The following is a 25984-nucleotide window of genomic DNA, read 5'->3' as shown; positions in this document are numbered from 1 at the left end:
ACGCGCCTCTGAACGGGATATTTAGGAGTCTTTCATGGCCGTCGCCCTGAGCACCCTGGTCGAAGAAGCCGACCGTTACCTCAACAGCGCCAAAATCGCCGATTACTGCCCCAATGGCTTGCAAGTCGAGGGGCGGCCGCAAGTGATGCGCATTGTCAGTGGCGTCACCGCCAGCCAGGCCTTGCTCGATGCGGCCGTGGAGGCCAACGCCGACCTGGTGCTGGTGCATCACGGCTACTTCTGGAAAGGCGAGAACCCGTGCATCACCGGCATGAAACAGCGCCGTCTGAAGACCCTGCTCAAGCACGATATCAGCCTGTTGTCCTATCATCTGCCGCTGGACCTGCACCCGGACGTCGGCAATAACGTGCAGCTCGCGCGGCAGCTCGACATCACCGTCGAAGGTCCGCTGGACCCGGACAACCTGAAGATTGTCGGCCTGGTCGGCTCGCTGAACGAGCCGATGATGCCCCGGGATTTCGCCCGCCGCGTCCAGGAAGTGATGGGGCGTGAGCCGCTGTTGATCGAAGGCAGCGCCATGGTCCGCCGTGTCGGCTGGTGCACCGGTGGTGGCCAGGGTTACATCGATCAGGCCATTCTGGCCGGCGTCGATCTGTACCTCAGTGGCGAGGCTTCCGAGCAAACTTTCCACAGTGCCCGGGAAAACGACATCAGCTTCATTGCCGCCGGTCATCATGCCACCGAGCGCTACGGCGTTCAGACGCTGGGGGATTATCTGGCGCGGCGCTTTGCGCTGGAGCACATCTTCATCGATTGCCCGAATCCGATCTGATGCGGTGAACACCGCGATTCAACTGTAGGAGCGAGCCTGCTCGCGAAAGCGATGTATCAGTCGACATCTATGTCAAAGGTAAGTCAGTCATCGCGAGCAGGCTCGCTCCCACAGGGATCCAAGAGCCCAAACAGGCAGGCATATTCATATGCTCTTTCGATCTAGTTGGCGTCCTGATTAGAAGAGGTCGCTGTGCTAGGATTCCCCGCTCGAACACGGCCCGCTGGCCGTCCATAAGATCGTTTTCGTGAGTAGCCATGGTCGACAAACTGACGCATCTGAAACAGCTGGAGGCGGAAAGCATCCACATCATCCGCGAGGTCGCCGCCGAGTTCGATAACCCGGTGATGCTGTACTCCGTCGGTAAAGACTCCGCCGTGATGCTGCACCTTGCGCGCAAGGCATTCTTCCCGGGCAAACTGCCGTTCCCTGTGATGCACGTCGACACCCAGTGGAAGTTCAAGGAAATGTACGCGTTCCGCGACCGCATGGTCGAAGAACTGGGCCTTGACCTGCTGGTGCACGTGAATCCCGAGGGTGTTGCGCAGGGTATCAACCCGCTGACCCATGGCAGTGCCAAGCACACCGACATCATGAAAACCGAAGGCCTCAAGCAGGCCCTCGACAAGTACGGTTTCGATGCCGCTTTCGGTGGTGCCCGTCGCGACGAAGAGAAGTCCCGTGCCAAAGAGCGCGTGTATTCCTTCCGCGACACCAAGCACCGCTGGGACCCGAAAAACCAGCGTCCCGAGTTGTGGAACGTCTACAACGGCAAGGTCAACAAGGGCGAGTCGATCCGCGTTTTCCCGTTGTCGAACTGGACCGAACTGGACATCTGGCAGTACATCTACCTTGAAGGCATCCCGATTGTGCCGCTGTATTTCGCCGCCGAGCGCGACGTCATCGAGATGAATGGCACCTGGATCATGATCGACGACGAACGCCTGCTCAATCACCTGAGCGATGAAGACAAGGCGCGCATCGTCAAGAAGAAGGTCCGTTTCCGTACGCTGGGCGACTACCCGTTGACCGGTGCGGTCGAGTCCGAGGCCACCAGCCTGACCGACATCATTCAGGAAATGCTCCTGACGCGAACTTCCGAACGCCAGGGCCGGGTCATCGATCACGATGGCGCAGGCTCGATGGAAGAAAAGAAACGTCAGGGTTATTTCTAAGGGGCTGTCATGTCGCACGTATCTGATTTGATCAGCGAGGACATCCTCGCCTACCTGGGCCAGCACGAACGCAAGGAAATGCTGCGCTTTCTGACCTGTGGCAACGTCGACGACGGCAAGAGCACCCTGATCGGGCGCCTGCTGCACGACTCCAAGATGATCTACGAAGATCATCTGGAAGCCATCACCCGCGACTCGAAAAAAGTCGGCACCACTGGCGATGACATCGACCTGGCATTGCTGGTCGACGGCCTGCAGGCCGAGCGCGAGCAAGGCATCACCATTGATGTTGCCTACCGGTATTTCTCCACCGCAAAACGCAAATTCATCATCGCCGATACTCCCGGCCATGAGCAGTACACCCGCAACATGGCCACCGGTGCATCCACCTGTGACCTGGCGATCATCCTGGTCGACGCCCGTTACGGCGTGCAAACCCAGACCCGTCGCCACAGCTTCATTGCCTCGTTGCTGGGCATCAAGCACATCGTTGTCGCCATCAACAAGATGGACCTCAACGGCTTCGACGAAAACGTGTTCGAGTCGATCAAGGCCGATTACCTGAAGTTCGCCGAAGGCATCGCGTTCAAGCCGACCACCATGGCGTTCGTACCGATGTCGGCGCTCAAGGGCGACAACGTAGTGAACAAGTCCGAGCGCTCGCCGTGGTACACCGGCCAGTCGCTGATGGAAATCCTCGAAACCGTCGAAATCGCCAGCGACCGCAACTACACCGACCTGCGTTTCCCGGTGCAGTACGTCAACCGTCCGAACCTGAACTTCCGTGGTTTCGCCGGCACCCTGGCCAGTGGCGTCGTGCACAAGGGCGACGAAGTCGTGGTGCTGCCGTCGGGCAAGAGCAGTCGCGTGAAATCCATCGTCACCTTCGAAGGTGAGCTGGAGCATGCAGGTCCGGGTCAAGCGGTGACGCTGACCATGGAAGACGAGATCGATATCTCCCGCGGCGACTTGCTGGTGCATGCCGACAACCAGCCGCAAGTGACTGACGGCTTCGATGCCATGCTGGTGTGGATGGCCGAAGAGCCGATGCTGCCGGGCAAGAAATACGACATCAAGCGCGCTACGACGTACGTGCCGGGTTCGATCACCAGCATTGTCAACCGCGTTGACGTGAACACCCTGGAAGAAGGCCCTGCCAGTGCCTTGCAGCTGAACGAGATCGGTCGGGTCAAGATCAGCCTCGATGCAGCCATCGCGCTGGACGGTTACGCGAGCAACCGCACCACCGGTTCGTTCATCGTCATCGATCGTTTGACCAATGGCACCGTCGCCGCCGGCATGATCATCGCTCAACCAGTGGCGCACGGCAGTAGCACGCATCACGGCAAACTCGCGCACGTCGCCACCGAAGAACGCGCCCAGCGCTTCGGCCAGCAACCGGCCACCGTGTTGTTCAGCGGCTTGTCCGGCGCGGGCAAAAGCACGCTGGCCTACGCGGTTGAACGCAAGCTGTTCGACCTGGGCCGTGCAGTGTTCGTGCTCGATGGCCAGAGCCTGCGTCACGACCTGAACAAAGGTCTGCCACAGGATCGCGCCGGGCGTACCGAGAACTGGCGTCGTGCGGCGCACGTTGCGCGTCAGTTCAACGAAGCTGGTCTGCTGACCCTCGCTGCCTTCGTTGCCCCGAGTGCCGAAGGTCGTGAACAGGCTCGTGAGCTGATCGGAAAAGAGCGTCTGCTGACGGTCTACGTCCAGGCTTCGCCGACGGTTTGCGCGGAGCGTGATCCGCAAGGTTTGTACGCGGCGGCCGGGGATAACATCCCGGGCGAGTCGTTCCCGTACGACGTGCCGCTGGATGCCGACCTGGTGATCGACACCCAGTCCGTGTCGCTGGAAGACGGCGTCAAGCAAGTGCTGGGTCTGCTGCGTGAGCGTGGTGCGATCTAAGCCTTAGCCGTAAATGAAAAACCCGCCGATGAGTGATCATCGGCGGGTTTTTTTGTATTTGGTAATCAGTCAAAACAAACACCAAACCTGTGCGAGCTTGCTCGCGATAGCGGCGGATCAGTCGACATCAATATTGAATGTCAGCCAGCAATCGCGAGCAGGCTCGCTCCCACAGGGGATTAGTGTTTTCCTGGATACTCGCGATGCATCTGCGCAAGCAGAGCATCCTTGTCCTGCCACAACTGATTGATCCAGCCCTGAAACTGCAGGCGGTATTCACCGTCCTGGTCATAGTTCTTGCCAATGAACTGCGGCGGAATCTTCAGCTCTTCAAAGTGCACCACCACGTCCGCAACGTTCCCGCACAGCAAGTCCCAGAAACCCGGGCGCCCGGCAGGGTAGTGGATGGTCACGTTGACCAGGGATTCAAGCTGCTCGCCCATCGCATCCAGCACAAAGGCAATGCCGCCGGCCTTGGGCTTGAGCAGGTACTTGAAGGGTGACTGCTGTTGCTTGTGTTTGCCCTCGGTGAAGCGTGTGCCTTCGACGAAGTTGAAAATGCCCACCGGGTTGTCGCGGAATTTCGCACAGGTCTTGCGGGTGGTTTCCAGGTCCTTGCCTTTCTTTTCCGGGTGCTTCTCCAGATAGGCCTTGGAGTAGCGCTTCATGAACGGAAAGCCCAGCGCCCACCAGGCCAGACCGATCACCGGGACCCAGATCAGCTCCTGCTTGAGAAAGAACTTCAGCGGTTGAATGCGCCGGTTGAGCACGTATTGCAGCACCAGGATGTCGACCCAGCTCTGGTGGTTGCTGGTGATCAGGTACGAGTGCTGATAGTCGAGGCCTTGCAGGCCGCTGATGTGCCAGCGTGTGCGGCGCACCAGGTTCATCCAGCCTTTGTTGAGGCTGATCCAGGCTTCGTGGGTATGGTTCATCAGCCAGCCCGCGAGGCGCTGGGTGAGGGCGAACGGCAATACCTTGACGAGCGCCACGCAGAACAGGAACGAGCAGAGCAAAATCGTGTTCAGCACCAACAGCAGCGAGGCGATCACGCCCCGCAGCGGGGCGGGTAGGAAGTCCAGCATTTACACATCCATAGGTCGGTTGGCGGCTTGGATCGCAGTCAAGGCGATGGTGTAGACAATGTCATCGACCTGCGCGCCGCGCGGCAAATCGTTCACCGGTTTGCGCAAGCCTTGCAGCATTGGCCCGAGGCTGACGCAGTCGGCGCTGCGCTGTACGGCTTTGTGCGTGGTATTGCCGGTGTTGAGGTCGGGGAATACGTACACCGTGGCACGACCGGCCACCTGACTGTTCGGCGCCAGTTGCCGGGCCACGCTTTCGTTGGCGGCGGCGTCGTACTGCAGGGGGCCGTCGATCAGCAGCGAGTGCTGTTGTTCGTGGGCGAGCAGAGTCGCCTCGCGGACCTTCTCGACTTCTTCGCCGCTGGCCGACTCGCCGCTGGAGTAGCTGATCATCGCCACCCGTGGCGTGATGCCGAAGGCGGCGGCCGAGTCAGCGCTTTGCAGGGCGATCTCGGCCAGTTCGCTGGCGCTTGGGTGCGGGTTCATCACGCAGTCGCCGTAGACCAGCACCTCTTCCGGAAACAGCATAAAGAACACCGACGACACCAGGGTGCAGCCCGGCGCGGTTTTAATCAGCTGAAGGGCCGGGCGGATGGTGTTGGCAGTGGTGTTGATCACGCCCGAGACGAGGCCGTCGACTTCATCCAGAGCCAGCATCATGGTGCCGATCACCACGGTGTCTTCCAGTTGTTGCTCGGCCATCGGCGCATTGAGGCTTTTGCTTTTGCGCAGCGCGACCATCGGCTCGACGTAACGCTCACGGATCAAGTCCGGGTCGATGATTTCCAGGCCTGGTGGCAACTCGATACCCTGGGCGCGTGCGACGGCCTGCACGTCCTCGGGCTTGGCCAGCAATACACAGCGAGCGATGCCGCGGGCCTGGCAGATCGCGGCGGCCTGCACGGTCAGCGGCTCGCTGCCTTCGGGCAATACGATGCGCTTGTTGGCCGCCTGGGCGCGCTGGATCAATTGATAGCGGAACACCGCTGGCGACAAACGCATCTCGCGCGGTGTACCGCAGCGCTGATGCAACCAGTTGGCATCGAGGTGGCTGGCGATGAAATCGGTGATGATTTCAGCGCGCTCGCGGTCGTCGATGGGGATTTCCTTGTTCAGGCCATTGAGTAGGTTGGCGGTGTCGTAGGAGCCAGTACTCACCGACAGCACCGGTAACCCGGCCTGCAGGGCGCCGCGGCACAGGTCCATGATGCGTGGGTCGGGCAGGGTGTCGCTGGTCAGCAGCAGACCGGCCAGCGGCACGCCGTTCAATGCCGCGAGGCTGACGGCGAGGATGATGTCGTCGCGGTCGCCGGGGGTCACCACCAGCACGCCGGGCTTGAGCAACTCCACGGTGTTGCGCATGGTGCGGGCGCAAATGATGATCTTGGTCATGCGCCGGGTTTCGTAATCACCGGCGTTGAGCACTTGCGCGCCCATCAGGTCGGCGACGTCGCGGGTGCGCGGGGCGTTCAGTTCCGGCTGGAACGGAATGCAGCCGAGCAAGCGGAAATCGCCGCTGCGCAGCAACGGCGAATGCTCCTTCAGGCGCGTGGCGAAAGCCTCCATGCTTTCGTCGGTCTTGACCTTGTTGAGGATCACGCCGAGGACTTTCGGGTCTTTCGGACCGCCGAACAATTGCGCCTGCAACTCGACGCGGCCGGAGAGTTCGGTCAGCACTTCGTTTTCCGGCGCCGAGACCAGGATCACCTCGGCGTCGAGGCTCTTGGCCAGGTGCAGGTTGACCCGCGCGGCGTAACTGGCGCTGCGGGTCGGCACCATGCCTTCGACGATCAGCACGTCCTTGCCGATGGCCGCCTGCTGATAAAGGGCGATGATTTCTTCGAGCAATTCATCGAGCTGGCCGTCGCCGAGCATGCGCTCGACATGGGCCAGGCCCAGTGGCTGAGGTGGTTTCAAGCCGTGGGTACGCGCCACCAGTTCGGTGGAACGTTCCGGGCCCGTGTCGCCCGGATGCGGCTGGGCAATCGGTTTGAAAAAACCGACCTTGAGGCCGGCGCGCTCAAGGGTGCGCACCAGCCCGAGGCTGATGGAGGTCAGACCTACACCAAAATCGGTGGGCGCGATAAAAAAAGTTTGCATGCGGATTCTCTGAAGGAGCATGGCAATGGTGTCAGCTTATATTTGGCCGACTACCGAAATTCAGTCGCCAAGGTTATCGCTAACCGAGCCTTGTGCGCACCAACCGCAGGCAAAGGGTTGGCCTATTTTTTCCTGGCGCTGCACAGGGTCCATGACCCAGGCGCGGGATTGCCAGGGTGGCTGGTGCCGCAGGTGTTGGGTGTGGCCGCAGGAAAGCTCGGCCACCCAGTGTCCGTCCTCGTCCTGATGGAAGCCTGTGACCGTCGAATCCCGTCTGTCCGGGTTGTGTTCGCTTTCGGACGATTGCTTCGCTAAACTTGGCCTTTCAATCTTCTTATGCAAAAGGTCTCGCCCCATGCTGATCGCCGCCAATAAGGCTGTCTCCATCGACTATACCCTGACTAACGACGCTGGTGAGGTCATCGACAGCTCCGCCGGCGGCGCGCCGCTGGTCTACCTGCAAGGCGCAGGCAACATCATCCCGGGCCTGGAAAAGGCTCTGGAAGGCAAGACTGTCGGCGACGAGCTGACCGTAGCCGTTGAACCGGAAGACGCTTACGGCGAGTACGCTGCCGAACTGGTCAGCACCCTGAGCCGCAGCATGTTCGAAGGCGTCGACGAGCTGGAAGTGGGCATGCAGTTCCACGCTTCCGCTCCGGACGGGCAGATGCAGATCGTGACCATCCGTGATCTGGACGGCGACGACGTGACCGTCGACGGCAATCACCCGTTGGCTGGTCAACGCCTGAATTTCCAGGTCAAGATCATCGACATCCGTGACGCCAGCCAGGAAGAAATCGCTCATGGCCACGTCCATGGCGAAGGTGGCCATCACCACTGATTTCTGCGCTAAGCTCAGATAACTGGAGAGGCGCCCTGTGGGCGCCTTTTTAGTCTGCGGCTGTCCCTGACGACACCGCCAAGTGGCTGTTTCGAGAAGAACACGGGAATCTGGAGTACGCCATGAGTGCTTTTCACGACCTTAAATTGACAGCCCTGGATGGACAGGAGCTACCTCTGGCGCCTTTCAAGGGCCAAGTCGTACTGGTGGTCAACGTCGCCTCCAAATGCGGCTTGACCCCGCAGTACGCGGCGCTGGAAAACCTTTACCAGCTATACAAGGGCAAAGGCTTCAGCGTGCTGGGCTTGCCGTGCAACCAGTTTGCCGGGCAGGAACCGGGGACCGAACAAGAGATCAAGGATTTCTGCAGCCTCAACTATGGCGTGACCTTTCCGTTGTCCAGCAAGCTGGAAGTCAACGGGCATGAACGTCATCAGTTGTACCGCTTGCTGGCGGGCGAGGGCGCGGAATTTCCCGGCGACATCACCTGGAACTTCGAGAAGTTCCTGCTGGGCAAGGACGGCCGTGTACTGGCTCGGTTCTCGCCACGTACGGCGCCGGATGATCCGACCATCGTTCACGCGATTGAAAAAGCGCTGAGCTGAACCACAAAAATCGCAGCCATCGAGCTGCGATTTTTTATGCCTGCCTTTTGACCCTTAATCATTCTGATCAATAGTGCTATCGCGCTGACGGTACTGCGCATATTATCGCCGTCATATTAATTGTGCCTGTCGATAACGTTTTCGTGGAGCGTCCCATGCCCGTCAAAGCCCTGTTCAAACCGTTCCACCTCGGCACCCTCGAACTGCCGACCCGCGTCGTCATGGCGCCGATGACCCGCTCCTTTTCCCCGGGCGGCGTGCCTAACTCCAAAGTGATCGAATACTACCGTCGTCGCGCCGCTGCGGGCGTCGGCCTGATCATTACCGAAGGCACCACCGTCGGTCACAAGGCGTCCAATGGCTATCCGAACGTTCCGCATTTCTATGGTGAAGCAGCCCTGTCCGGCTGGAGGATAGTCGTCGATGCCGTTCACGCCGAAGGCGGCAAGATCGTTCCGCAGCTGTGGCACGTGGGCAGCGTGCGCCGTATCGGCACCGAGCCGGACGCCAGCGTGCCAGGTTATGGCCCGTCGGAAAAAGTGAAGGAAGGTCAGGTCGTGGTGCACGGCATGACCAGACAAGACATCCAGGATGTAATCGCTGCGTTTGCCCAAGCCGCCAAGGATGCCCAGAGCATCGGCATGGACGGCGTGGAAATCCACGGTGCCCACGGTTACCTGATTGACCAGTTCTTCTGGGAAGGCAGCAACCAGCGTACCGACGAATACGGCGGCAGCCTGGCTAACCGTTCGCGCTTCGCCATTGAATTGATTCAGGCCGTGCGTGCCGCGGTCGGTGAAGGTTTCCCGATCATCTTCCGTTTCTCCCAGTGGAAGCAGCAGGACTACACAGCGCGTCTGGTGCAAACCCCGGAAGCCTTGGGCGAGTTCCTCAAGCCGTTGGCGGATGCGGGTGTGGATATTTTCCACTGTTCGACCCGCCGCTTCTGGGAGCCTGAGTTCGACGGTTCCGAGCTGAACCTGGCCGGCTGGACCCGCCAACTCACCGGCAAGCCAACCATCACCGTGGGCAGCGTCGGCCTGGACGGCGAGTTCCTGCAGTTCATGGTCAACACCGACAAGGTCGCGCAACCGGCCAGCCTGGAAAAACTGCTGGAACGCCTGAACAACGATGAGTTCGACCTGGTGGCGGTCGGTCGCGCGTTGCTGGTGGACCCGGACTGGGCACAGAAAGTGCGCGACGGCCGTGAGGAAGACATTCTGCCGTTCAGCCGCGAAGCGTTGATGACGCTGGTTTAAGCGACGACCGGGAAGGCCTCATCGCGAGCAGGCTCGCTCCCACAGGGGATTTGTGTAAGACACAGAACCAATGTGCGAGCCTGCTCGCGAAAACTGACTCAAGAGCACTGCAAAATCAGGGAACAATCGGTGCATTCGGCACCACCATCTCCCCGGCACACGCCCCGCGCAACTGTCCCTCGAACTGTTCGATAATCGTCGCCCAACCCTGGCGACTGGCATGCTGGCGCGCATTGAGGCGCACATTGCGCAAGGCTTCCCTTTCCTCCAGCAGCCATGCCGCTGCATCGCAGAACGCCTCTTCATCTCCCGGCATTGCCAGTACGCCGTTGTAGCCATGACGAATATGCTGGGCCGCCGCTGCCTGGTCGTAGGCGACCACGCCAAGCCCCGAAGCGAGTGCTTCAAGCACCACATTGCCGAAGGTTTCGGTCAGGCTCGGAAACAGAAACACGTCCCCCGAGGCGTAGTGACAGGCCAGGGCTTCACCCCGTTGCGTGCCGCAGAAAATCGCCTTGGGCATTTCGTTTTCCAGTTCCTGGCGCTGTGGGCCATCGCCGACCACGATCAGTTTCAGCGTGCGCTGTGGATAACTCGCCTTGAGGGTATTGAAGGTGCGTTTGAGCAGGCCGAGGTTTTTCTCCGGAGCCAGGCGACCGACATGAATGACGGCGATGTCTTCCTCAGTCAGTCCCCATTGCTCGCGCAGCGCATTTAACCGTTTGGCCGGGTGAAACAATTCGCTGTCGACCCCACGGGACAGCAACGCCAGTCGCTCGAACTGACGTCGCTCCAGTTCCAGGCGCTGGCTGACGCTGGGCACCAGGGTCATGGTCGAGCGGTTGTGGAACCAGCGCAGGTAGTGGGTCAGCAGGCGCGTGAGCAAACCAAACCCGTACTGGTTGGAATACTGCTGGAAATTGGTGTGGAAACCGCTGACCACTGAAATCCCCAGTCGCCTTGCCGCGCGCAACGCTGACAAACCTAGCGGACCCTCGGTGGCGATGTAGAGCACATCCGGGCGGTGACGCGTCCAGCGCCGCAGCAGCTTGTGCATCGACGACTGGCCCCATTGCAAACCGGGGTAACCCGGAAGCGGCCAGCCCCGGCACAACAGCAACTCATCATCGCTGCTCAATTGCTGGTCGCAGCCCTGACGCGGCCGGACCAGCTCCACTTGATGCCCGCGCGCGCGCAAACCGTCGCACAAGCGGCCCAGGGTATTGGCCACGCCGTTGATTTCCGGTGGGAAGGTTTCGGTGATCAGGGTGATATGCAGAGCTGTCGTCATGACCCCAGTGTCGGCTGGGGCCATGTCGACGCTATGACGTTCGGATGATGGATTTGTGAAACGGTTGATTCTGAGCGAGTTGGTGCGCTCCAGCGCAACATAAGAAACTCTTAGGGCCAATTCTGGGTGCCTGGAAAATGCCGTCAATAAAATATTGCATTTATAGAAGAGTGGTGATTTTATTGTGCTACCACTGGTTGTATAACCAGTTATGTGCCAATATTTAAGAGAGGATTTGAATGCAGATATTTATGGATCTGGTCACGAACGCGAATTTGCAAGCCTGGATTTGGGGACCTTTGATGGGGGTTCTGTGTGGCGTGCTGTTCGCTGGCATCACCAACCCCCCGACTGTGAATGCCCCGATTACGGTGATCCAGACAAAGCGAACCTACATTACTAATGTCACCACAAAAGGAGGCACTTCGGCGGCTCCCGCTAGGGATGGGATATTGCCGATCTTTTTTGTTCTGGCAATCGGCCTCATGTTTTTGGTCTGGAAATACGCGATCTATGTTGAGCTGATCCATTACTATTTGTGGGTGCTTCTTTCCACATTGCTGGCATTCAGTATCACGACTGCGTTGGTCTCATTGATCAAAGGTCAATTTACCTCGGGCAGTTGGGCGGTTTACATTGCTGCGCCGATTTTCATTCTTGCAGGATGTGGTGGATTGATTGGTTTGGCCAAGTCATCCTTTGATCCGGATCTTACGGCTTTGGCGTCCAACCACACCTTCCGTGAATTTTATATGGACAGTTTGTCGGATTATGGCCGGTCACTAATGATGAGCCAGGTGTTCGGCATGTGCGTGACTTTACTGGTGATGGTGTTTACCGGCGTGGCGCTGCTCCACTATCTGGCACTTATGAACCAGCGTAGTTATGGACCGCTACATGGTTTTTGGTTGTTCCTAACCAGGATCACCATTTTTTTCTCTGGAAAGTCCTGGTTGTTTGTCATGGCGTGCGGGTTGTTGTTGGCCTATCTGTTGATCGAACCGGCATCTATTCCACTTTGGGTGACCCCGAAGTAACTGCTGGCGCAGGACGTTTTGTCGGCATCGCTGTAATCAAAACGAGGCATTGGACCGATGCCTCGTTTCGTCTGTGCCCTTCAGTCGTAGCGCGTCACGAGGTTTTCGACACCACGTTCACGCACCCAGAACAGCGTCGCGCCAGCCACGGCGGCCGGCATCATCAGGATGTTGACCACCGGGATCAGCAGCACCAGGTACACGCTGCCGCCGAAGCTCATGCTCTGCCAGCGCTTCTGCCGCAGCCAGGCGAGCATTTCGTTCCAGCCCAGCTTGTGGTTGTCCGCCGGGTAGTCGATGTACTGGATCGCCATCATCCACACCCCGAACAATAGCCACAGCGGCGCTGCGATGATGTTCACCACCGGGATGAACGAGAGGATGAACAACCCGACTGCCCTGGGCAGGAAGTAGCCGAGCTTGCGCATTTCCCGGGCCAGGGTGCGCGGGATCATGGCGATCAGCTCGCCCCAGCTGAAGGCCGGGAAGTCATCGGTGCCGCGTACCACCACTTCGACTTTCTCCGCGAGGAAGCCGTTGAACGGCGCGGCAATGACGTTGGCGAGCATGGTGAAGGTGAAGAACACCATCAGCACGACGAGGACCACGAACAGCGGCCAGAGGATGTAGCTGAGAAAACTCAGCCAGTCAGGCAGGGACGGCATCAAGGTGTCGACCCAAAGGCTGAACTGATGGCCGGCCAGGTAGATCAATCCGACGAACAGCACCAGGTTTATTGCCAGCGGTAACAGCACAAACAAACGCAGGCTGGGGCTCAGCACCAGCTTGAGGCCTTCGCGCAGGTATTGCGGGCCGGACAGAACAGGGGCAGGCATAAGAGGCTCCGGGCAGAGGGAAAACGCGCCGACCTTACCGGCTTTGCTTCACAGGCGAAAGCGCGACAGCGGTATCGACATTCACTGTAACAAAGACGTCGATATCGTCGGCCAGATGGCATAGAGACCACCTATGAGCTGGATTGTTAAACCGTATTTCCTTAATCTTCGCCCCCTCGATACGCTGCACTCAATCTTTTTACAGGACGGTCGGGTTCAAGCCTTCCCCAAGTGCTTTCAACCGTTCTTTTTTATTCCAGCCGGCAATCCGGCGTTCCGCGCCAGGTGTTCCGGGCCGGTCAACAGGAGCAGGTCATGTCTGAAGTCCGTCATTCGCGAGTGATTATTCTCGGTTCCGGCCCTGCCGGTTACAGCGCCGCGGTCTATGCCGCCCGTGCCAACCTCAAGCCACTGCTGATCACCGGCATGCAGGCCGGCGGTCAACTGACCACCACCACCGAAGTCGACAACTGGCCGGGCGACGTCCACGGCCTGACCGGCCCGGCGCTGATGGAGCGGATGCGCGAGCACGCCGAGCGCTTTGAAACCGAGATCGTGTTCGATCACATCAATGCTGTCGACTTCGCTGCCAAGCCGTACACCCTGATCGGCGACAGCGCGACTTACACCTGCGATGCCCTGATCATCGCCACCGGCGCCAGCGCTCGTTACCTGGGCCTGCCGTCCGAAGAAACGTTCATGGGCAAAGGCGTTTCGGCCTGCGCGACCTGCGACGGTTTCTTCTACCGCAACAAGCCGGTTGCCGTGGTCGGCGGCGGCAACACCGCTGTTGAAGAAGCCCTGTACCTGGCCAACATCGCCAGCAAGGTGACCTTGATCCACCGTCGCGAGACTTTCCGCGCTGAGAAGATCCTGATCGACAAGCTGAATGCCCGTGTTGCCGAAGGCAAGATCGAGCTGAAGCTGAACGCGACCCTGGACGAAGTGCTGGGCGACAACATGGGCGTGACCGGTGCCCGCCTGAAGAACAACGACGGCAGCTTCGACGAAGTGAAAGTCGACGGCGTGTTCATCGCCATCGGCCACACTCCGAACACTTCGTTGTTCGAAGGCCAGTTGACCCTGAAGGACGGCTACCTGGTTGTGCAGGGCGGCCGTGACGGCAACGCCACTGCGACCAACCTCGAAGGTATTTTCGCCGCCGGTGACGTGGCTGACCACGTGTACCGTCAGGCCATCACCTCCGCTGGCGCCGGTTGCATGGCGGCACTGGATGCCGAGCGTTACCTCGACGATCTGCAGAACGCTTGATTCTGCTTTCGTTGAAATGAAAAAACCGGCTTCGGCCGGTTTTTTTGTGCCTTCGAAAAATGCGATGCCCTTGTAGGAGCGAGCCTGCTCGCGATTGCGGTGATTCAGTCGACATCAATGTTGAATGAAAAATCGCCATCGTCGGAACGCCGCCCGGAGCAGGCTCGCTCCTACAGGGATTGTGCGTTCAAATCAGTTTTGCCAGGCACGCCTCAAGAATATCCAACCCTTCCTCCAGCACCGCAGCCTCAATGGTCAACGGCGCCAGCAGACGGATGATATGACGAGATTTGCCACTGGGCATCAGCAGCAGACCCGCATCCCGCGCCAGGACCAGCAGTTGGGTCAATTGAGCCGGTGCGGGCGAGCCATCGGCGTTGATCAGCTCGATACCACGCATGGCACCGACACCGGTCAGGCGTCCCAGGTACGGCGTCAGGTTGTTCGCACGCCAGGTTGCATGGCGGCCGACAATCGCTTCTTCCTGTTGGGTGCCCCAGGCATGCAGGTTGGTATCGGTCATTTCGTCCAGGGTTGCCAGTGCCGCTGCGCAGGCGATGGGATTGCCGGAGTAAGTGCCACCGAGTCCGCCCTTGGGCAAGTTGTCGAGCAGCGACTTGCGCCCGACCACCGCACCCAGCGGCACGCCGCCGGCGATGCTTTTACCGAGCAGGATCAGGTCCGGCTCGATGCCCAGTCGCGAGAACGCGAAGCGCTGGCCAGTACGGCCGAAACCGGACTGGATTTCATCGGCGATCAGCACAATGCCCTTGTCGTCGCAGAACTTGCGCAGCGCTTGGGCGAACTCGACCTCCATGGCCAGAAAGCCCGCTTCGCCCTGCACCGGTTCGACGATAAAACAGGCGACGTCTTCAACATCAATCTCGACGCTGAACAGGCGCTCCATGGCTTTGAGGGCCTCGGTACAGGTGACGCCGTTGTCCTGGCTGGGGAAGGGCAGGTGAAACACCGGCCCCGGTAGCACGCCGACTTTTTGTTTGTAGGGTGCGACTTTGCCATTGAGGTTGAGGGTGGCCAGCGTGCGGCCGTGGAAGGCGCCGTCGAAGGCGATGACCGCGCTGCGTCCGGTGGCCCCGCGGACAATCTTCAGGGCGTTTTCCGCCGCTTCCGCGCCGCTGTTGGTGAGCATGCCGCTGACCGGGTAACCCACCGGCATGAACGCGCTGAGGCGATCCATCAGTTCGAGGTAAGGCACATGGGGTGCAGCGTTGAACGCGTAGTGGGTCAGTCGGGTGGCCTGTTCGCGAATGGCCTCGACGATGCGCGGATGGCAATGGCCGAGGTTCAGCACGCCGATGCCGCCGACAAAGTCGATGTAGCGTTTGCCATCGGTGTCCCAGACCTCGGCGTTTTTGCCGTGGCTGAGCGTGACAGGGTGAACGATGTTGATCGACTGGCTGATAGTTTCGCTGCGCATGAATGACCGGCTCGGAAGAAGGAGGACCTCTTTTTATCTAAGCCGTGAGCGGTGGTACGGGGCAAACGAAATAAAGTTGCCGGGTCAATCTTAAAAGTCTGGATGTATTTCTGATCAGTTCCGCGCCGTGAACGCAGAACCTGTAGGAGCGAGCCTGCTCGCGATGGTGGTGAACGATTACGCGTAAACCAGAGGCCCAGCAGTGCTCTTGAGTTTTTCGCGAGCAGGCTCGCTCCTACAATTTAAATCAGCGGCGGGTCAGCGGCTGTTGGGTGAAATTCACACCAGCCAGTCCATGGGCAATCAGCGCCCGAATGTTGCCGTGGTCGCTGCCTTCAGGCGTGGCAACAACCGAGCGGTAATGCTCGCCGAAAGCCAGCAGGGCTTCTTCATCGCTCAAGCCTTCGAGCAGCGCCAGACCCAGGGTCTTGCACGAGCCTTCGTTCTGCCCGGCCGCGTTTTCCACGCCACCATTGTTGAAAGCCTGAGGCTGGTAGTCGTAACCGGCGGCAATAAACGCCAGAGTGTTGGCGAAGGCGTGTTCACCGCTCTTGAGGCTGGCGCGCAGGGTGTTCAAATCACTCATTGGGTTTTCCTTTGGCGAACGCCGCTTGCTGGTCGGCGCTGGCTTCTTGCTGATATTGGGCTTTCCATTCGGCGTACGGCATGCCGTAAACCACTTCGCGGGCTTCGTCGAGGCTAACCTCGATCTGGCGTTCGTCGGCCGCGGCCTTGTACCACTTGGACAGGCAGTTGCGGCAAAAACCCGAGAGGTTCATCAGGTCGATGTTCTGTACATCCTTGCGGCTGTCCAGGTGGGCCACCAGCCGGCGAAAGGCGGCGGCTTCGAGTTCCATGCGTTGTTGATCGGTCATAGGTCTCTCTGAGACAGCTTCAAGCTGCAAGCCTCAAGCTGCAAGATGGATGTTCGGTGACCTGTAGCTTACCGCTTGAAGCTTGAAGCTTGAAGCTTAGCGGCTTGCCGCGAGTGTAATCGACACCGACTCGGCGAATCGCAGCGCGTGGGGCTTGTCGACCTCGACCTCGGCGTACAGCACCGATGCGTTGGCCATCACCAGGTCGAGAATTTCCTGGGTCAGGCGTTCGAGCAGCGCAAAGCGGTTGCCTTCCACATGGGCGATGATTGCCTTGGTAATGGTCCGGTAGTTCAACGCGTGATCGATGTCGTTGTCGCGTACCGCTTCCTGGGCTGCGTACAGAATGGTGAGGTTGATCAGCACATCCTGCTTGTTGAGGATTTCATCCTCGTTGATGCCGATGAAGGTACGCAGGCACAGGTCTTTGACCCGGATGCGTGCCATGCCTGGCTGAAGTTGTGGCATTGCTACTTGCTCCGTCCAATCAATTGCAGGAACTCCTGGCGGGTATTGCTCGACTCGCGGAAGGCGCCGAGCATCACCGAGGTGTTCATGGTCGAATTCTGTTTCTCGACGCCGCGCATCATCATGCACATGTGCTGCGCCTCGATGACCACTGCGACGCCTGCCGCGCCGGTCACTTGCTGCACCGCGTCGGCGATTTGCCGGGTGAGGTTTTCCTGGATCTGCAGGCGCCGGGCGAACATGTCCACCAGCCGAGCGATTTTCGACAGGCCCAGCACCTTGCCGGTTGGAATATAAGCCACATGCGCCTTGCCGATGAAGGGCAGCATGTGGTGTTCGCAAAGCGAGTACAGCTCGATGTTGTCGACGATGACCATTTCATCGTTGTCGGAGGCGAACAGCGCGCCATTGACGATCTCTTCGACACTTTGCTCGTAACCATGGCAAAGGTACTGCATGGCTTTGGCTGCACGCGTCGGCGTATCGAGCAAACCCTCGCGGTCGGGGTTTTCACCGAGACCGATGAGGATCTCTCGATAATTCTGGGGCAGGGATAACGTCATGGAAAATCCTCGCGGGACACTATTTGATGTGCCTTCCGCCGTTGACGGTCAGGGTGGTGCCGGTGACATAAGGGTTGTCGAGCAGATAGCGCAGGCTCTGGTAGACCACTTCGCTGCCGGGCTCGATACCCAGTGCGGATTTGGCCAGCACCTTGGCGCGGTAGGCCGCGTCGTCTTCAGGGTTGAACAGTAGCAGGGCTGGCGCGATCCCGTTGACCTTGATGGCCGGCGCGTACCTGGCGGCGAAGGACAGGGTCAGGCTGTCGAGTCCGGCTTTGCTGGCGCAATAGCCGATGTGCTTGCTGCTGCCCTTGCGGGTCACATCATCGCTGATGTGCACGATGTCGGCGGGGCTTGAGCGTTGCAACAGGTCGGCGCAATGCAGGTTGATCAGGTAGGGCGCCAGCATGTGCACGCTGAACATACGGGTGAATGCTGCTGCGTCGGTGTCCGGCGTTTCGGCCAGCCATTCGGAGGCGTTGTGGACAATCGCCCGTAAACAGTCGGTGTGGGTTTTCAGTTCGCTGATGAAGGCGAGGATCCCGGTCTCGCTGGCGAAGTCCGCGAACACCGCGGTGGCCCCCAGATCGCGCAGGGCTTGTACGCCGGGACGCTCGCTGCGGTAGCTGAAAATCACCCGATGGCCATCTTCCAGCAATCGCCGGGCGCAGTGCAGGCCGACACGCTGGCCGGCGCCGGTGATGAGGATAGGGGCTGCGGAAGTAGTCATGTACGGCTCGCGTCGCGGTGAGAACAAAACTATACCAGCGACGGGAGCGCTCTACCTATTGCGGGGGAAACAACTGTGGGAGCGAGCTTGCTCCCACAGGAGAGATCAATGATTCTGAGTGGAGGGTTCGGTACGCAATGGGCGTGTCGGCGTGCTGTTGAGCCAGCCGGCCAGCAGACGGGTCGACAACGGAATGAACAGGTAAACCATCAGCGGCGTCAGGCACAGGGTGCTGATGAATACCCGCGGCAGCAGGCTCATGTCACTCAACAGCGGCCCCAGCACAAAGTTGAACAGCAGCGAAACCGGAAAGAACGCCAGCCAGATCGCCACAGCCTGTTTCCAGCGCGGCGGGCGTTGACCGATGGCACCGAACCAGCCTTCGATACCGCTGACCCGATGTTCTGTCGGGTGGGCAAACAGGTCGCTGCCGCGTCCGAGCCAGGCGCTGCGCGAAGCGGAATGCTCCCAGGCGTGCAGGGTCTGCTCGTCGGCGAAGCGGAAGATTATCTGGAATTCGTCATCGCCGGGCGGCGGAGCAAGCACGCCGGAGCCGAGGTAGCCGGGAAAGTCGGTGGCCAGTTGTTCGCCTTCGCGCAACCAGGCGATCAGGTCCTGGTAACGTCCATTGGCAACGCGGCGCGCAACCATCAGCGTGACGGGAGGGGTAGACATTGTGTATCTCCGTAAGGCATTTGCGTCGCTCCGGATAGGAGCTTCGCCAGGCACAGCGCCGGGGTGGTGGGCTGCGACTCGAAACAAGCAAGGATTATTCCTGATTCCGCCCGTGGCGTCTGTGACGTTTATCCGTTCATTCGCGGTATCGATTTTTTACGGAAACTTTACGGGGCAGGGGCGTTAGAATAAGGCTCGGACGATACAGGGATGTTTCAACAGGATGCCCAGTCTTACAGACGTCGCTTCAGGCTCTACGCAGGCCGTCGCTCTCGAACAGGAAGAACTCTTTCCCATTCGCGAGGTGGCGCGACTGACAGGTGTCAACCCGGTCACGCTTCGAGCCTGGGAACGACGATACGGCCTGATTGTTCCAACACGCACCGATAGCGGGCATCGACTGTATTCGATGTCCGATATTGAGCGTGTCCGTAGCATTCTCGGCTGGATCGAGCGTGGTGTTGTGGTCAGCAGGATCGGCAAGATCCTGGCCAGGACCGAGCCGCTCCAGGCACTGTCCCACATCATCCCCAGCAACCTCGTGGAAGCCGATTACGCGCAATGGCAGCAACAGGTTCTTGCTGCGGTCAGTAGTTTTGACGACATTCGGCTGCAGCAGGTCTACGGGCAAATCTTTTCCAGTTACTCCCTGCTGGTGGTGTTCCAGGACATTCTGATCCCCGTCTGGAAGCAGTTGTTGCAACGCCAGGACCAGTTCGGTGGAACCAGCGAGTGGCTGTTCCTGGATGGTTTTCTGCGTTCCCGGGTGGTGCAGCGTCTGTTGTTGCTGCGCGACAAACAGCCGCGTCGCGTGGTCATCTGTGCCCTGGTTGGCCAATGCCGGGAGCTGGAGCTGCTGGTTGCCGCCCTGTTCCTGAGTTCCGGGCCAGTGGCCGTTCGCGTGCTGAACATGGGCCAGCCGTTCGAGGAGCTGGCGCTGACGTGTGAAAGGATCAAGCCCCTGGCGTTGGTGCTGTTTTCCAATCATGCGCCGACTGCCGAGTTGCCACGGCGCTTGAATCGCCTGGCCATGAGTCTGGAGTGTCGATTGTTGTTGGCCGGTGATGCTTGCGACCTGGCACAGGAGAGCCTGGCCGGGTCATCGATCGGTTGCCTGGGCAATGCAGGGGAGATCATGAGCCAGCGTCTGAAGCAGTTCCTGGCGGGTAATCTGGATACTTGAAGTTCAGAGATGCAGCGCGGGATGCGTCAAACGATGCTGTTGCAGGATGAACTGACGCAGACGCTCGGTTTCATCCGTATCGTTCTGGCTCAGCTGATAGGCAAAGAAACCCTGTTCGTTTTCTTTCTCGAAAGTGCCACGCAAGGCAATCCGCTCATAGCCTGACGGGCTGAACCATAAGGCGAAATGCTTCGGTGGCTTGGTCTTGTTGCGAACCTCCAGCAGAACCCCTTTGCACGACACTTCGTGTACCCACAGGGTGCCGGGTTGACCCTTGGCGTTTTCCAGCGCTACCGGTTCGTCCAGTACCAGGCGCCAAGGCCGGGCCATCGGCCCGTCTTCATAGATGCTCGGCACACCGAGGCGCAAATGCAGTGCATGAAACTCGTCTTCCACCAGGTGCAGGGGGAAGGTCATTTGCTGGTTTTCGAAACTGGCTTGAATGGTGACCTGCTCATGGGCCGCCAGGCGGGTGAGCAGGTCACGGATTTGCGACCCACCGTTGACGAGCAGGCTCGACGTCGCGTCCCGCACATTGAGTTGCGGGTTGTGTTGCATGGCTTGGATGAAATCCAGCTCATCCTGGGTCAGGAGCGCGTCGCGTTGCATGGCCAGCTCGAAAGATAGAGTTACAAAGTCATTGGTGATTGTAGTTACTGACCATTAATTCTGAATTTTGTTTTTGCCGTTCGTCGCCTTGAGCGCGGCAAGCTCGGCCTGGAGTTCAGCCAACTGCCCCTCCAGCTGGGCCACGCGCTGTTGCGCCTTGACCTGCACGGTGACGTCTTTCTGCACACCGACAAAGTAGGTTTGCCCGTCCGCCGGATTTTTCACCGTTGAAAGGGACAGCTCGTTCCAGAACGGTGTGCCGTCCTTGCGGTAGTTGCGCAGTATTTCCCGGCAGGATCCTTCACCGTTCAAGGCGTCGCGAATCAGCGGCAGGGCTTCCTGGTCGCGGTCCCCCGACTGCAGGAAACGACAATCCTGATAGAGGATTTCTTCGCTGGAGTACCCCGTCAGGCGTTCGAACGCGGGGTTGACGTAGATGAGGATTTTGTCCTGATCGCCTTCCTTTTCGGCAATCACGATACCGTCGTTGGAGGCGTTGATCACCATTTGCAGCAGCTGTGCATTAATCATCGGAGTATCCTTTCCTGATTGATTGTCGATTGCATTCTAAAAGAACAATCACGACCGTGCTGTTAATATCCGGGTCTTTTACTCGGATTCAGGATCAGATTGATGAAAGTCGCCATCATTTCCGGCTCGGTGTACGGCACGGCCGAAGAAGTTGCCCGCCACGCCGCCAGCCTGTTGCAAGCCGCCGGTTTCGAAACCTGGCACAACCCGCGTGCGACCCTCGCCGATGTCCAGGCGTTTGGCCCCGAAGCCTTTCTGGCGGTGACGTCGACCACCGGCATGGGTGAGCTACCGGATAACCTGCAACCGCTGTATTCGACCATTCGTGACCAATTGCCAGCGGCCTGGCGCGGTTTGCCAGGTGCGGTAATCGGATTGGGCGATGCGAGTTATGGCGATACTTTTTGTGGCGGCGGCGAGCAGATGCGCGAATTGTTCGGTGAACTGGGCATTCGCGAAATACTGCCAATGCTGCGCCTGGATGCCAGTGAAACGGTGACCCCCGAAACGGACGCCGAGCCTTGGCTGGCGGACCTGATCAACGCACTGCGCGCCTGACCGTTGCCATGGCACCCATGCCAGTCAGGGTTCTGACAGTGCGGTAAAAGCTGCCTGTCAGACCCTCGCGGGCGCCGGTCATTTGACATGGATCCAGGGCAGCACGGCGGCTGACTCGCTCGGCCATCAAGCTGGCTGCCAATGCAACTACACGAACCTCAAGGGCTGACTAGACTCGGTAAACATAGGAAACACTCCATCATAAAAACACCGAGGTTCCTTGCCGTGACTGTCGCTCCCGTCCAATCGCCACACAGTGTCAAAGACCAGGTCAGTGCTGCCGAGTGGCAAACTCGCGTCGACCTGGCGGCCTGTTATCGCCTGGTCGCCCAGCATGGCTGGGATGACCTGATCTTCACCCATATTTCCGCCAAGGTGCCCGGTACCGAAGATTTCCTGATCAACCCGTTCGGGTTGATGTTTCACGAAATGACCGCATCGAGCCTGGTCAAGGTGGATCAGGCCGGCAACAAGCTGATGGACAGTCCTTACGAGATCAATCCGGCGGGTTACACCATCCACAGCGCCGTGCATGAAGTTCGTCACGATGTCGTCTGCGTGCTCCACACCCACACGGCTTCGGGGGTTGCGGTGTCGGCACAGAAGCAGGGTGTTTTGCCGATCAGCCAACAGTCGTTGTTCGTGCTTTCCAGCCTGGCCTACCACGCCTATGAAGGCGTGGCGCTCAACCATGAAGAGAAAGTGCGGCTGCAGGCCGACCTCGGTGAAAACAATTTCCTGATGTTGCATAACCACGGTCTGCTGACCTGCGGCAGCACCATCGCCGATACGTTCCTGATGATGTTCACCTTTCAGCGTGCCTGCGACATTCAGGTCATGGCGCAAAACGGTGCCGCTGAACTGATCGCCATCGAACCGCAGATTCTGGCTGGCGCCAAAGCCATGATCGCGGGTGTCACCAGAAGTGCTCAAGGAATGGGCGGAGCGCTGGCCTGGCCGGCGCTGCTGCGTAAACTCGATAAACTGGACCCGGGTTATAAACTCTAATGGAACTCGCCGAGATCCCTCTGTGTGTCTGGCGCAAGCGCAGCCAGACGTTCATTTTTCGTGACCAGAGCATCCGTTACTGGACAGCAGGGCAGGGTGAGCCACTGCTGCTCATTCACGGCTTTCCGTCCGCCAGTTGGGACTGGCATTACCTGTGGCAGCCATTGACCCAGCGTTTTCGCGTGATCGCTTGCGACATGCTGGGCTTCGGCGATTCGGCCAAACCGGCGAATCACGAATACAGCCTGCTGGAGCAAGCGGATCTGCAACAGGCACTGCTTGAACACCTGAATGTCGAACAGCCTGTGCACCTGTTCGCCCACGATTACGGCGACAGCGTGGCCCAGGAACTGCTGGCCCGGCATTACGAGTCGCGGGTGGAGCTGGCGAGTTGTGTGTTTCTCAACGGCGGGTTGTTTCCGGAAACCCACCGCCCGGTACTTATGCAAAAACTCTTGCTCAGTCCTTTGGGCTGGATGATTGGCCGCGCCTTCAGCCGTGATGGCCTGGTGAGAAGCTTTCGGCAGATTTTCGGTCCGCAAACCCGTCCCAGTGAAAGCCAGATGGATGATTTCTGGAGCCTGGTCGAAAGTCATAGCGGGCCACGGATCATGCACAAATTGATCGCCTACATCCCGGAGCGACGCGTCTGGCGCAACCGCTGGGTGAGCGCGATGCAACGCGGTGAAGTGCCGCTGCGAGTGATCGATGGCGGGGTCGATCCGATCTCCGGCGCGCACATGGTCGAGCGTTACCGGGAGCTGATCCCGGAGGCGGACACGGTGGTGTTGCCTGACATTGGCCACTACCCACAGATCGAGGCGCCCTGCGAGGTGCTCAAGCACTACCTGGCGTTTCGCGATCAATTGCTCTTGCCGCCGCGCAAGGTGGCCTGCTCCTGATTCGCAGCGTTGAATCTGTTCTGCTTCTGTGGGATTACGTCATCCTGTCCGACGCGATCATCATCCCCCAGCCTTATCGCCCACCATTCAGCCTCCCCCGTGTTCATTGTGACCCGCTGCGCCGTGCCTGAAACTCGGACTCACTGTCCCCTGGCCTGCTGGAGTCCCCCCCATGAATGAGTCTGTGCGCTTCGAAGATAAAGTCGTGATCATCACCGGAGCCGGTGGCGGCCTGGGACGGGCGCATGCACTGCTGTTCGCCAAACAGGGCGCCAGGGTGCTGGTCAACGATCTTGGCGGCACGGCCCAGGGCGAGGGCGCCAACGCCTCGGCTGCCGACCGCGTGGTAGCGGACATTCGCGAGGCTGGCGGCATCGCCGAGGCCAACCACGACTCGGTCACTGACGGTGACAAACTGGTCCAGCACGCCCTGGACGTTTTCGGTCGCGTCGACGTGGTGGTTAACAACGCCGGGATCCTGCGTGACAAGACCTTCCACAAAATGGATGACGCCGACTGGGACCTGGTTTACCGCGTCCACGTCGAAGGTGCCTACAAAGTCACCCGCGCCGCCTGGCCGCACATGCGCGAGCAAAACTACGGCCGGGTGATTTTCACTGCGTCGACCTCGGGCATCTATGGCAACTTCGGCCAGTCCAACTACGGCATGGCCAAGCTCGGTCTCTATGGCCTGACCCGCACCCTGGCCATCGAAGGCCGCAAGAACAACATCCTGGTCAACGCCATCGCCCCCACCGGCGGCACGCGCATGACCGAAGGCTTGATCCCGCCGCAGGTCTTCGAACAGCTCAAGCCGGAACTGGTCAGCCCGCTGGTGGTGTACCTGGCCAGCGAGAACTGCCAGGAAACCTCCGGTCTGTTCGAAGTCGGCGGCGGCTGGATGGGCAAGGTCCGCTGGGAGCGCAGCCTCGGTGCCGGGTTCGATCCACGGACAGTTTTCTCCCCGGAAGACGTGGCGGCGCACTGGCAGCAGATTTGCGACTTCGAAGGCGCGGCGCATCCGAAAGACAACATCGAAGCGCTGAAGGAAATGATGGGGAATTTACATAAATATACGCTCTGATAGCGCCGGCAAGGTCGTATTGACTGACCTTGCCGGTTGTTTTATTTGTCGGCTGGAAGCCGTTTGCTAATGATCAGCGGGGAAAGTATTTGACTACCAGCGCCTTCAGATTGGCGGCGGTTTGTGCGTCCATTTTTCCATCGAAGTTATCCGGGCGAAAATGCATCTGGAATGCCCGCACCAACTGTTGAAAACCGCCTTCCGTTGACGCCCCCGAAACATCGTATCCATAGGATTTGAACAACCCCAGCAATTCGCTTCGGGCTGGAACGCCCGATGTGGTGTATTGGCGCAGATACTCGTTCCGAGTGGTTTCATCGAACCAGGCTCCGACGCCTTTCAAGTGCAGCGCCTGCCAGGGAAACATCGGCCCCGGATCACTTTTGCGGCCTATCGCAATATCGGAGTGGCCCAAAACCTGCGTCGGTGTGATATCCGGGTAGCGCTTGAGGATATTCAGCGCCAGTTGTTCAATCGCAGCAATCTGCTCGGGGTGATACGGCGGGAAGGTGAATTCGCCTTTGTTGTCGGTCGCCAGGTTGACGACTTCAATGCCGATGGACGTGTCATTCAGATTACTGCGGTTACCCCACTGACTGACACCTGCGTGCCACGCGCGATAGGTTTCATCCACCAGGCTGAATACATCCTGCCCGGTATGGCCGGCTTTCAGGTAACTGGGGTCAGTGATATCTGGAATCAGATAGTGCGCGCTGACACTCGGGCCGGTCAGGGCACTGACAGAACTTGAAAAGTTAGCGGCCGTGTAGTGAAGAATCAGAAAGCGTATTCGACTGTTGAAGCTTCGGGTTGAGCGATACTGGTTGTAGTTGATGGGTTTCATGGTTGCACTCGCAATAAGTAAGTTTGAAGCCGGACGAAGATAAAAGTCGTTCGCCGACTTGCTGTTCAACTTAATGGCTCGAGTGCTATTGGTGTTTACCTATGGTTGTAGGCGCTTTCTGAAAGAAATGTAGGTATTCGAAGTTTTGCCTGGCAGCTGTTACTCATCAAAAACCATCGCCCATAAAAAAGGCCGCTGCAAACGCAGCGGCCAAGGTAAGACGTTGGATCAGGAGCTACAAATCAACGTCAGTGAACACGGGGCGATGAACCGAATCCTCAATTCATCTGAAATCTTTCAGTCACGGCGCAGGC

28 protein-coding genes are annotated in these 25984 nt (G+C 59.1%); 13 read left to right on the top strand and 15 right to left on the bottom strand.

Translation table 11 applies throughout. The features are described 5' to 3' along the window. The first annotated feature begins 34 nt into the window (after positions 1–34). The 3 genes from AC1DVE_RS15075 (at position 35) to cysN (ending at position 3876) form a co-directional block, all read left to right on the top strand. Positions 35–793 (top strand): Nif3-like dinuclear metal center hexameric protein, encoded by a 759-nt coding sequence (locus AC1DVE_RS15075; protein WP_223455592.1) that lies wholly within the window; start codon positions 35–37, stop codon positions 791–793. Between the two features lie 257 nt (positions 794–1050). Next, a complete protein-coding gene (gene cysD / locus AC1DVE_RS15070) occupies positions 1051–1968 on the top strand; it encodes a sulfate adenylyltransferase subunit CysD (protein ID WP_008008639.1) in 918 nt (305 codons plus the stop codon). 9 nt (positions 1969–1977) lie between these two features. Then, on the top strand, positions 1978–3876 hold the full coding sequence (gene cysN, locus AC1DVE_RS15065) for a sulfate adenylyltransferase subunit CysN (RefSeq protein ID WP_223532684.1): 1899 nt from the start codon (positions 1978–1980) through the stop codon (positions 3874–3876). Between the two features lie 179 nt (positions 3877–4055). Here the strand turns inward: cysN and AC1DVE_RS15060 are convergent, their stop codons facing one another. Genes AC1DVE_RS15060 through AC1DVE_RS15050 form a run of 3 tightly spaced genes read right to left on the bottom strand, consistent with a single transcriptional unit; the run spans position 4056 to position 7448 of the window. Then, positions 4056–4961 (bottom strand): acyltransferase, encoded by a 906-nt coding sequence (locus AC1DVE_RS15060; RefSeq protein WP_223543391.1) that lies wholly within the window; start codon positions 4959–4961, stop codon positions 4056–4058. Further along, positions 4962–7061, bottom strand: a complete 2100-nt coding sequence (gene pta / locus AC1DVE_RS15055) for a phosphate acetyltransferase (RefSeq protein WP_477776352.1) — start codon at positions 7059–7061, stop codon at positions 4962–4964. A gap of 60 nt (positions 7062–7121) precedes the next feature. Beyond that, positions 7122–7448, bottom strand: coding sequence for a DUF3565 domain-containing protein (locus AC1DVE_RS15050; RefSeq protein ID WP_477776353.1), 327 nt, complete (start codon positions 7446–7448; stop codon positions 7122–7124). On the opposite strand from AC1DVE_RS15050, the gene AC1DVE_RS15045 reads away from it, so the two are divergent. From AC1DVE_RS15045 to AC1DVE_RS15035, 3 genes are all read left to right on the top strand, one after another. Further along, complete coding sequence (locus AC1DVE_RS15045) at positions 7417–7902, top strand: FKBP-type peptidyl-prolyl cis-trans isomerase (RefSeq protein ID WP_008150718.1); 486 nt, start codon at positions 7417–7419, stop codon at positions 7900–7902. The genes AC1DVE_RS15050 and AC1DVE_RS15045 overlap by 32 nt on opposite strands. 122 nt (positions 7903–8024) lie before the next feature. Further along, positions 8025–8507, top strand: coding sequence for a glutathione peroxidase (locus AC1DVE_RS15040; RefSeq protein WP_477784012.1), 483 nt, complete (start codon positions 8025–8027; stop codon positions 8505–8507). A gap of 155 nt (positions 8508–8662) precedes the next feature. Further along, positions 8663–9766: an NADH:flavin oxidoreductase gene (locus AC1DVE_RS15035; protein ID WP_223455598.1), complete on the top strand. Its 1104-nt coding sequence runs from the start codon at positions 8663–8665 to the stop codon at positions 9764–9766. 115 nt (positions 9767–9881) lie between these two features. Here the strand turns inward: AC1DVE_RS15035 and AC1DVE_RS15030 are convergent, their stop codons facing one another. After that, positions 9882–11081, bottom strand: a complete 1200-nt coding sequence (locus AC1DVE_RS15030; RefSeq protein ID WP_223455599.1) for a glycosyltransferase family 4 protein — start codon at positions 11079–11081, stop codon at positions 9882–9884. Positions 11082–11296: 215 nt separating this feature from the next. Here AC1DVE_RS15030 and AC1DVE_RS15025 point away from each other — a divergent pair, with 215 nt between their 5' ends. Beyond that, complete coding sequence (locus AC1DVE_RS15025) at positions 11297–12094, top strand: hypothetical protein (RefSeq protein ID WP_223455600.1); 798 nt, start codon at positions 11297–11299, stop codon at positions 12092–12094. Between the two features lie 80 nt (positions 12095–12174). Here AC1DVE_RS15025 and cysZ read toward each other — a convergent pair whose 3' ends face one another. Then, positions 12175–12930 (bottom strand): sulfate transporter CysZ, encoded by a 756-nt coding sequence (gene cysZ / locus AC1DVE_RS15020; protein ID WP_223455601.1) that lies wholly within the window; start codon positions 12928–12930, stop codon positions 12175–12177. Positions 12931–13245: 315 nt separating this feature from the next. On the opposite strand from cysZ, the gene trxB reads away from it, so the two are divergent. Further along, positions 13246–14202, top strand: coding sequence for a thioredoxin-disulfide reductase (gene trxB / locus AC1DVE_RS15015; RefSeq protein ID WP_223455602.1), 957 nt, complete (start codon positions 13246–13248; stop codon positions 14200–14202). 187 nt (positions 14203–14389) lie between these two features. Here the strand turns inward: trxB and AC1DVE_RS15010 are convergent, their stop codons facing one another. The 7 genes from AC1DVE_RS15010 to AC1DVE_RS14980 form a co-directional block, all read right to left on the bottom strand. Next, positions 14390–15640, bottom strand: coding sequence for a 2-aminoadipate transaminase (locus tag AC1DVE_RS15010; protein ID WP_223534443.1), 1251 nt, complete (start codon positions 15638–15640; stop codon positions 14390–14392). Positions 15641–15887: 247 nt separating this feature from the next. Continuing rightward, positions 15888–16226: a HopJ type III effector protein gene (locus AC1DVE_RS15005; protein ID WP_223455604.1), complete on the bottom strand. Its 339-nt coding sequence runs from the start codon at positions 16224–16226 to the stop codon at positions 15888–15890. Further along, a complete protein-coding gene (locus AC1DVE_RS15000; protein WP_223534441.1) occupies positions 16219–16515 on the bottom strand; it encodes a DUF1244 domain-containing protein in 297 nt (98 codons plus the stop codon). Before AC1DVE_RS15000 ends, AC1DVE_RS15005 begins: the two co-directional genes overlap by 8 nt. A gap of 96 nt (positions 16516–16611) precedes the next feature. Continuing rightward, positions 16612–16983: a dihydroneopterin triphosphate 2'-epimerase gene (folX, locus tag AC1DVE_RS14995; protein WP_007970304.1), complete on the bottom strand. Its 372-nt coding sequence runs from the start codon at positions 16981–16983 to the stop codon at positions 16612–16614. Positions 16984–16985: 2 nt separating this feature from the next. Next, positions 16986–17546: a GTP cyclohydrolase I FolE gene (gene folE / locus AC1DVE_RS14990; protein WP_223455605.1), complete on the bottom strand. Its 561-nt coding sequence runs from the start codon at positions 17544–17546 to the stop codon at positions 16986–16988. A gap of 19 nt (positions 17547–17565) precedes the next feature. Next, positions 17566–18276: a dihydromonapterin reductase gene (gene folM / locus AC1DVE_RS14985; RefSeq protein ID WP_223455606.1), complete on the bottom strand. Its 711-nt coding sequence runs from the start codon at positions 18274–18276 to the stop codon at positions 17566–17568. Between the two features lie 105 nt (positions 18277–18381). Continuing rightward, on the bottom strand, positions 18382–18951 hold the full coding sequence (locus tag AC1DVE_RS14980) for an antibiotic biosynthesis monooxygenase (protein WP_223455607.1): 570 nt from the start codon (positions 18949–18951) through the stop codon (positions 18382–18384). A 223-nt stretch (positions 18952–19174) separates the two neighbouring features. On the opposite strand from AC1DVE_RS14980, the gene AC1DVE_RS14975 reads away from it, so the two are divergent. Next, the gene (locus AC1DVE_RS14975) at positions 19175–20134 is read left to right on the top strand and encodes a MerR family transcriptional regulator (RefSeq protein WP_223534439.1); all 960 of its coding nucleotides are present in this window, start codon (positions 19175–19177) and stop codon (positions 20132–20134) included. A gap of 3 nt (positions 20135–20137) precedes the next feature. On the opposite strand, the gene AC1DVE_RS14970 is transcribed toward AC1DVE_RS14975, so the two are convergent. Then, positions 20138–20743 (bottom strand): hypothetical protein, encoded by a 606-nt coding sequence (locus AC1DVE_RS14970; RefSeq protein WP_150727404.1) that lies wholly within the window; start codon positions 20741–20743, stop codon positions 20138–20140. 54 nt (positions 20744–20797) lie between these two features. Continuing rightward, entirely contained in the window at positions 20798–21274 is a 477-nt protein-coding gene (locus AC1DVE_RS14965) for a PAS domain S-box protein (protein WP_223532675.1), read from the bottom strand. A 102-nt stretch (positions 21275–21376) separates the two neighbouring features. On the opposite strand from AC1DVE_RS14965, the gene AC1DVE_RS14960 reads away from it, so the two are divergent. From AC1DVE_RS14960 to AC1DVE_RS14945, 4 genes are all read left to right on the top strand, one after another. Then, positions 21377–21832, top strand: a complete 456-nt coding sequence (locus tag AC1DVE_RS14960; RefSeq protein ID WP_223455610.1) for a flavodoxin — start codon at positions 21377–21379, stop codon at positions 21830–21832. A gap of 225 nt (positions 21833–22057) precedes the next feature. Further along, positions 22058–22840 carry a class II aldolase/adducin family protein gene (locus AC1DVE_RS14955; protein WP_102701466.1) on the top strand — a complete coding sequence of 261 codons (783 nt, stop codon included), beginning with the start codon at positions 22058–22060 and terminating at the stop codon, positions 22838–22840. Continuing rightward, positions 22840–23742 carry an alpha/beta fold hydrolase gene (locus AC1DVE_RS14950; RefSeq protein WP_223455611.1) on the top strand — a complete coding sequence of 301 codons (903 nt, stop codon included), beginning with the start codon at positions 22840–22842 and terminating at the stop codon, positions 23740–23742. Before AC1DVE_RS14955 ends, AC1DVE_RS14950 begins: the two co-directional genes overlap by 1 nt. Positions 23743–23914: 172 nt before the next feature. Continuing rightward, positions 23915–24826 (top strand): SDR family oxidoreductase, encoded by a 912-nt coding sequence (locus AC1DVE_RS14945; RefSeq protein ID WP_223455612.1) that lies wholly within the window; start codon positions 23915–23917, stop codon positions 24824–24826. A 73-nt stretch (positions 24827–24899) separates the two neighbouring features. Here AC1DVE_RS14945 and AC1DVE_RS14940 read toward each other — a convergent pair whose 3' ends face one another. Then, the gene (locus tag AC1DVE_RS14940; RefSeq protein WP_223455613.1) at positions 24900–25670 is read right to left on the bottom strand and encodes an N-acetylmuramoyl-L-alanine amidase; all 771 of its coding nucleotides are present in this window, start codon (positions 25668–25670) and stop codon (positions 24900–24902) included. Positions 25671–25984 lie beyond the last annotated feature (314 nt).

The sequence above is a fragment of the Pseudomonas sp. P4_B4 genome (assembly GCF_056402255.1).
The sequence above is the reverse complement of the archived record's forward strand: the minus strand, read 5'-3'. Positions and strand labels throughout refer to the sequence as shown.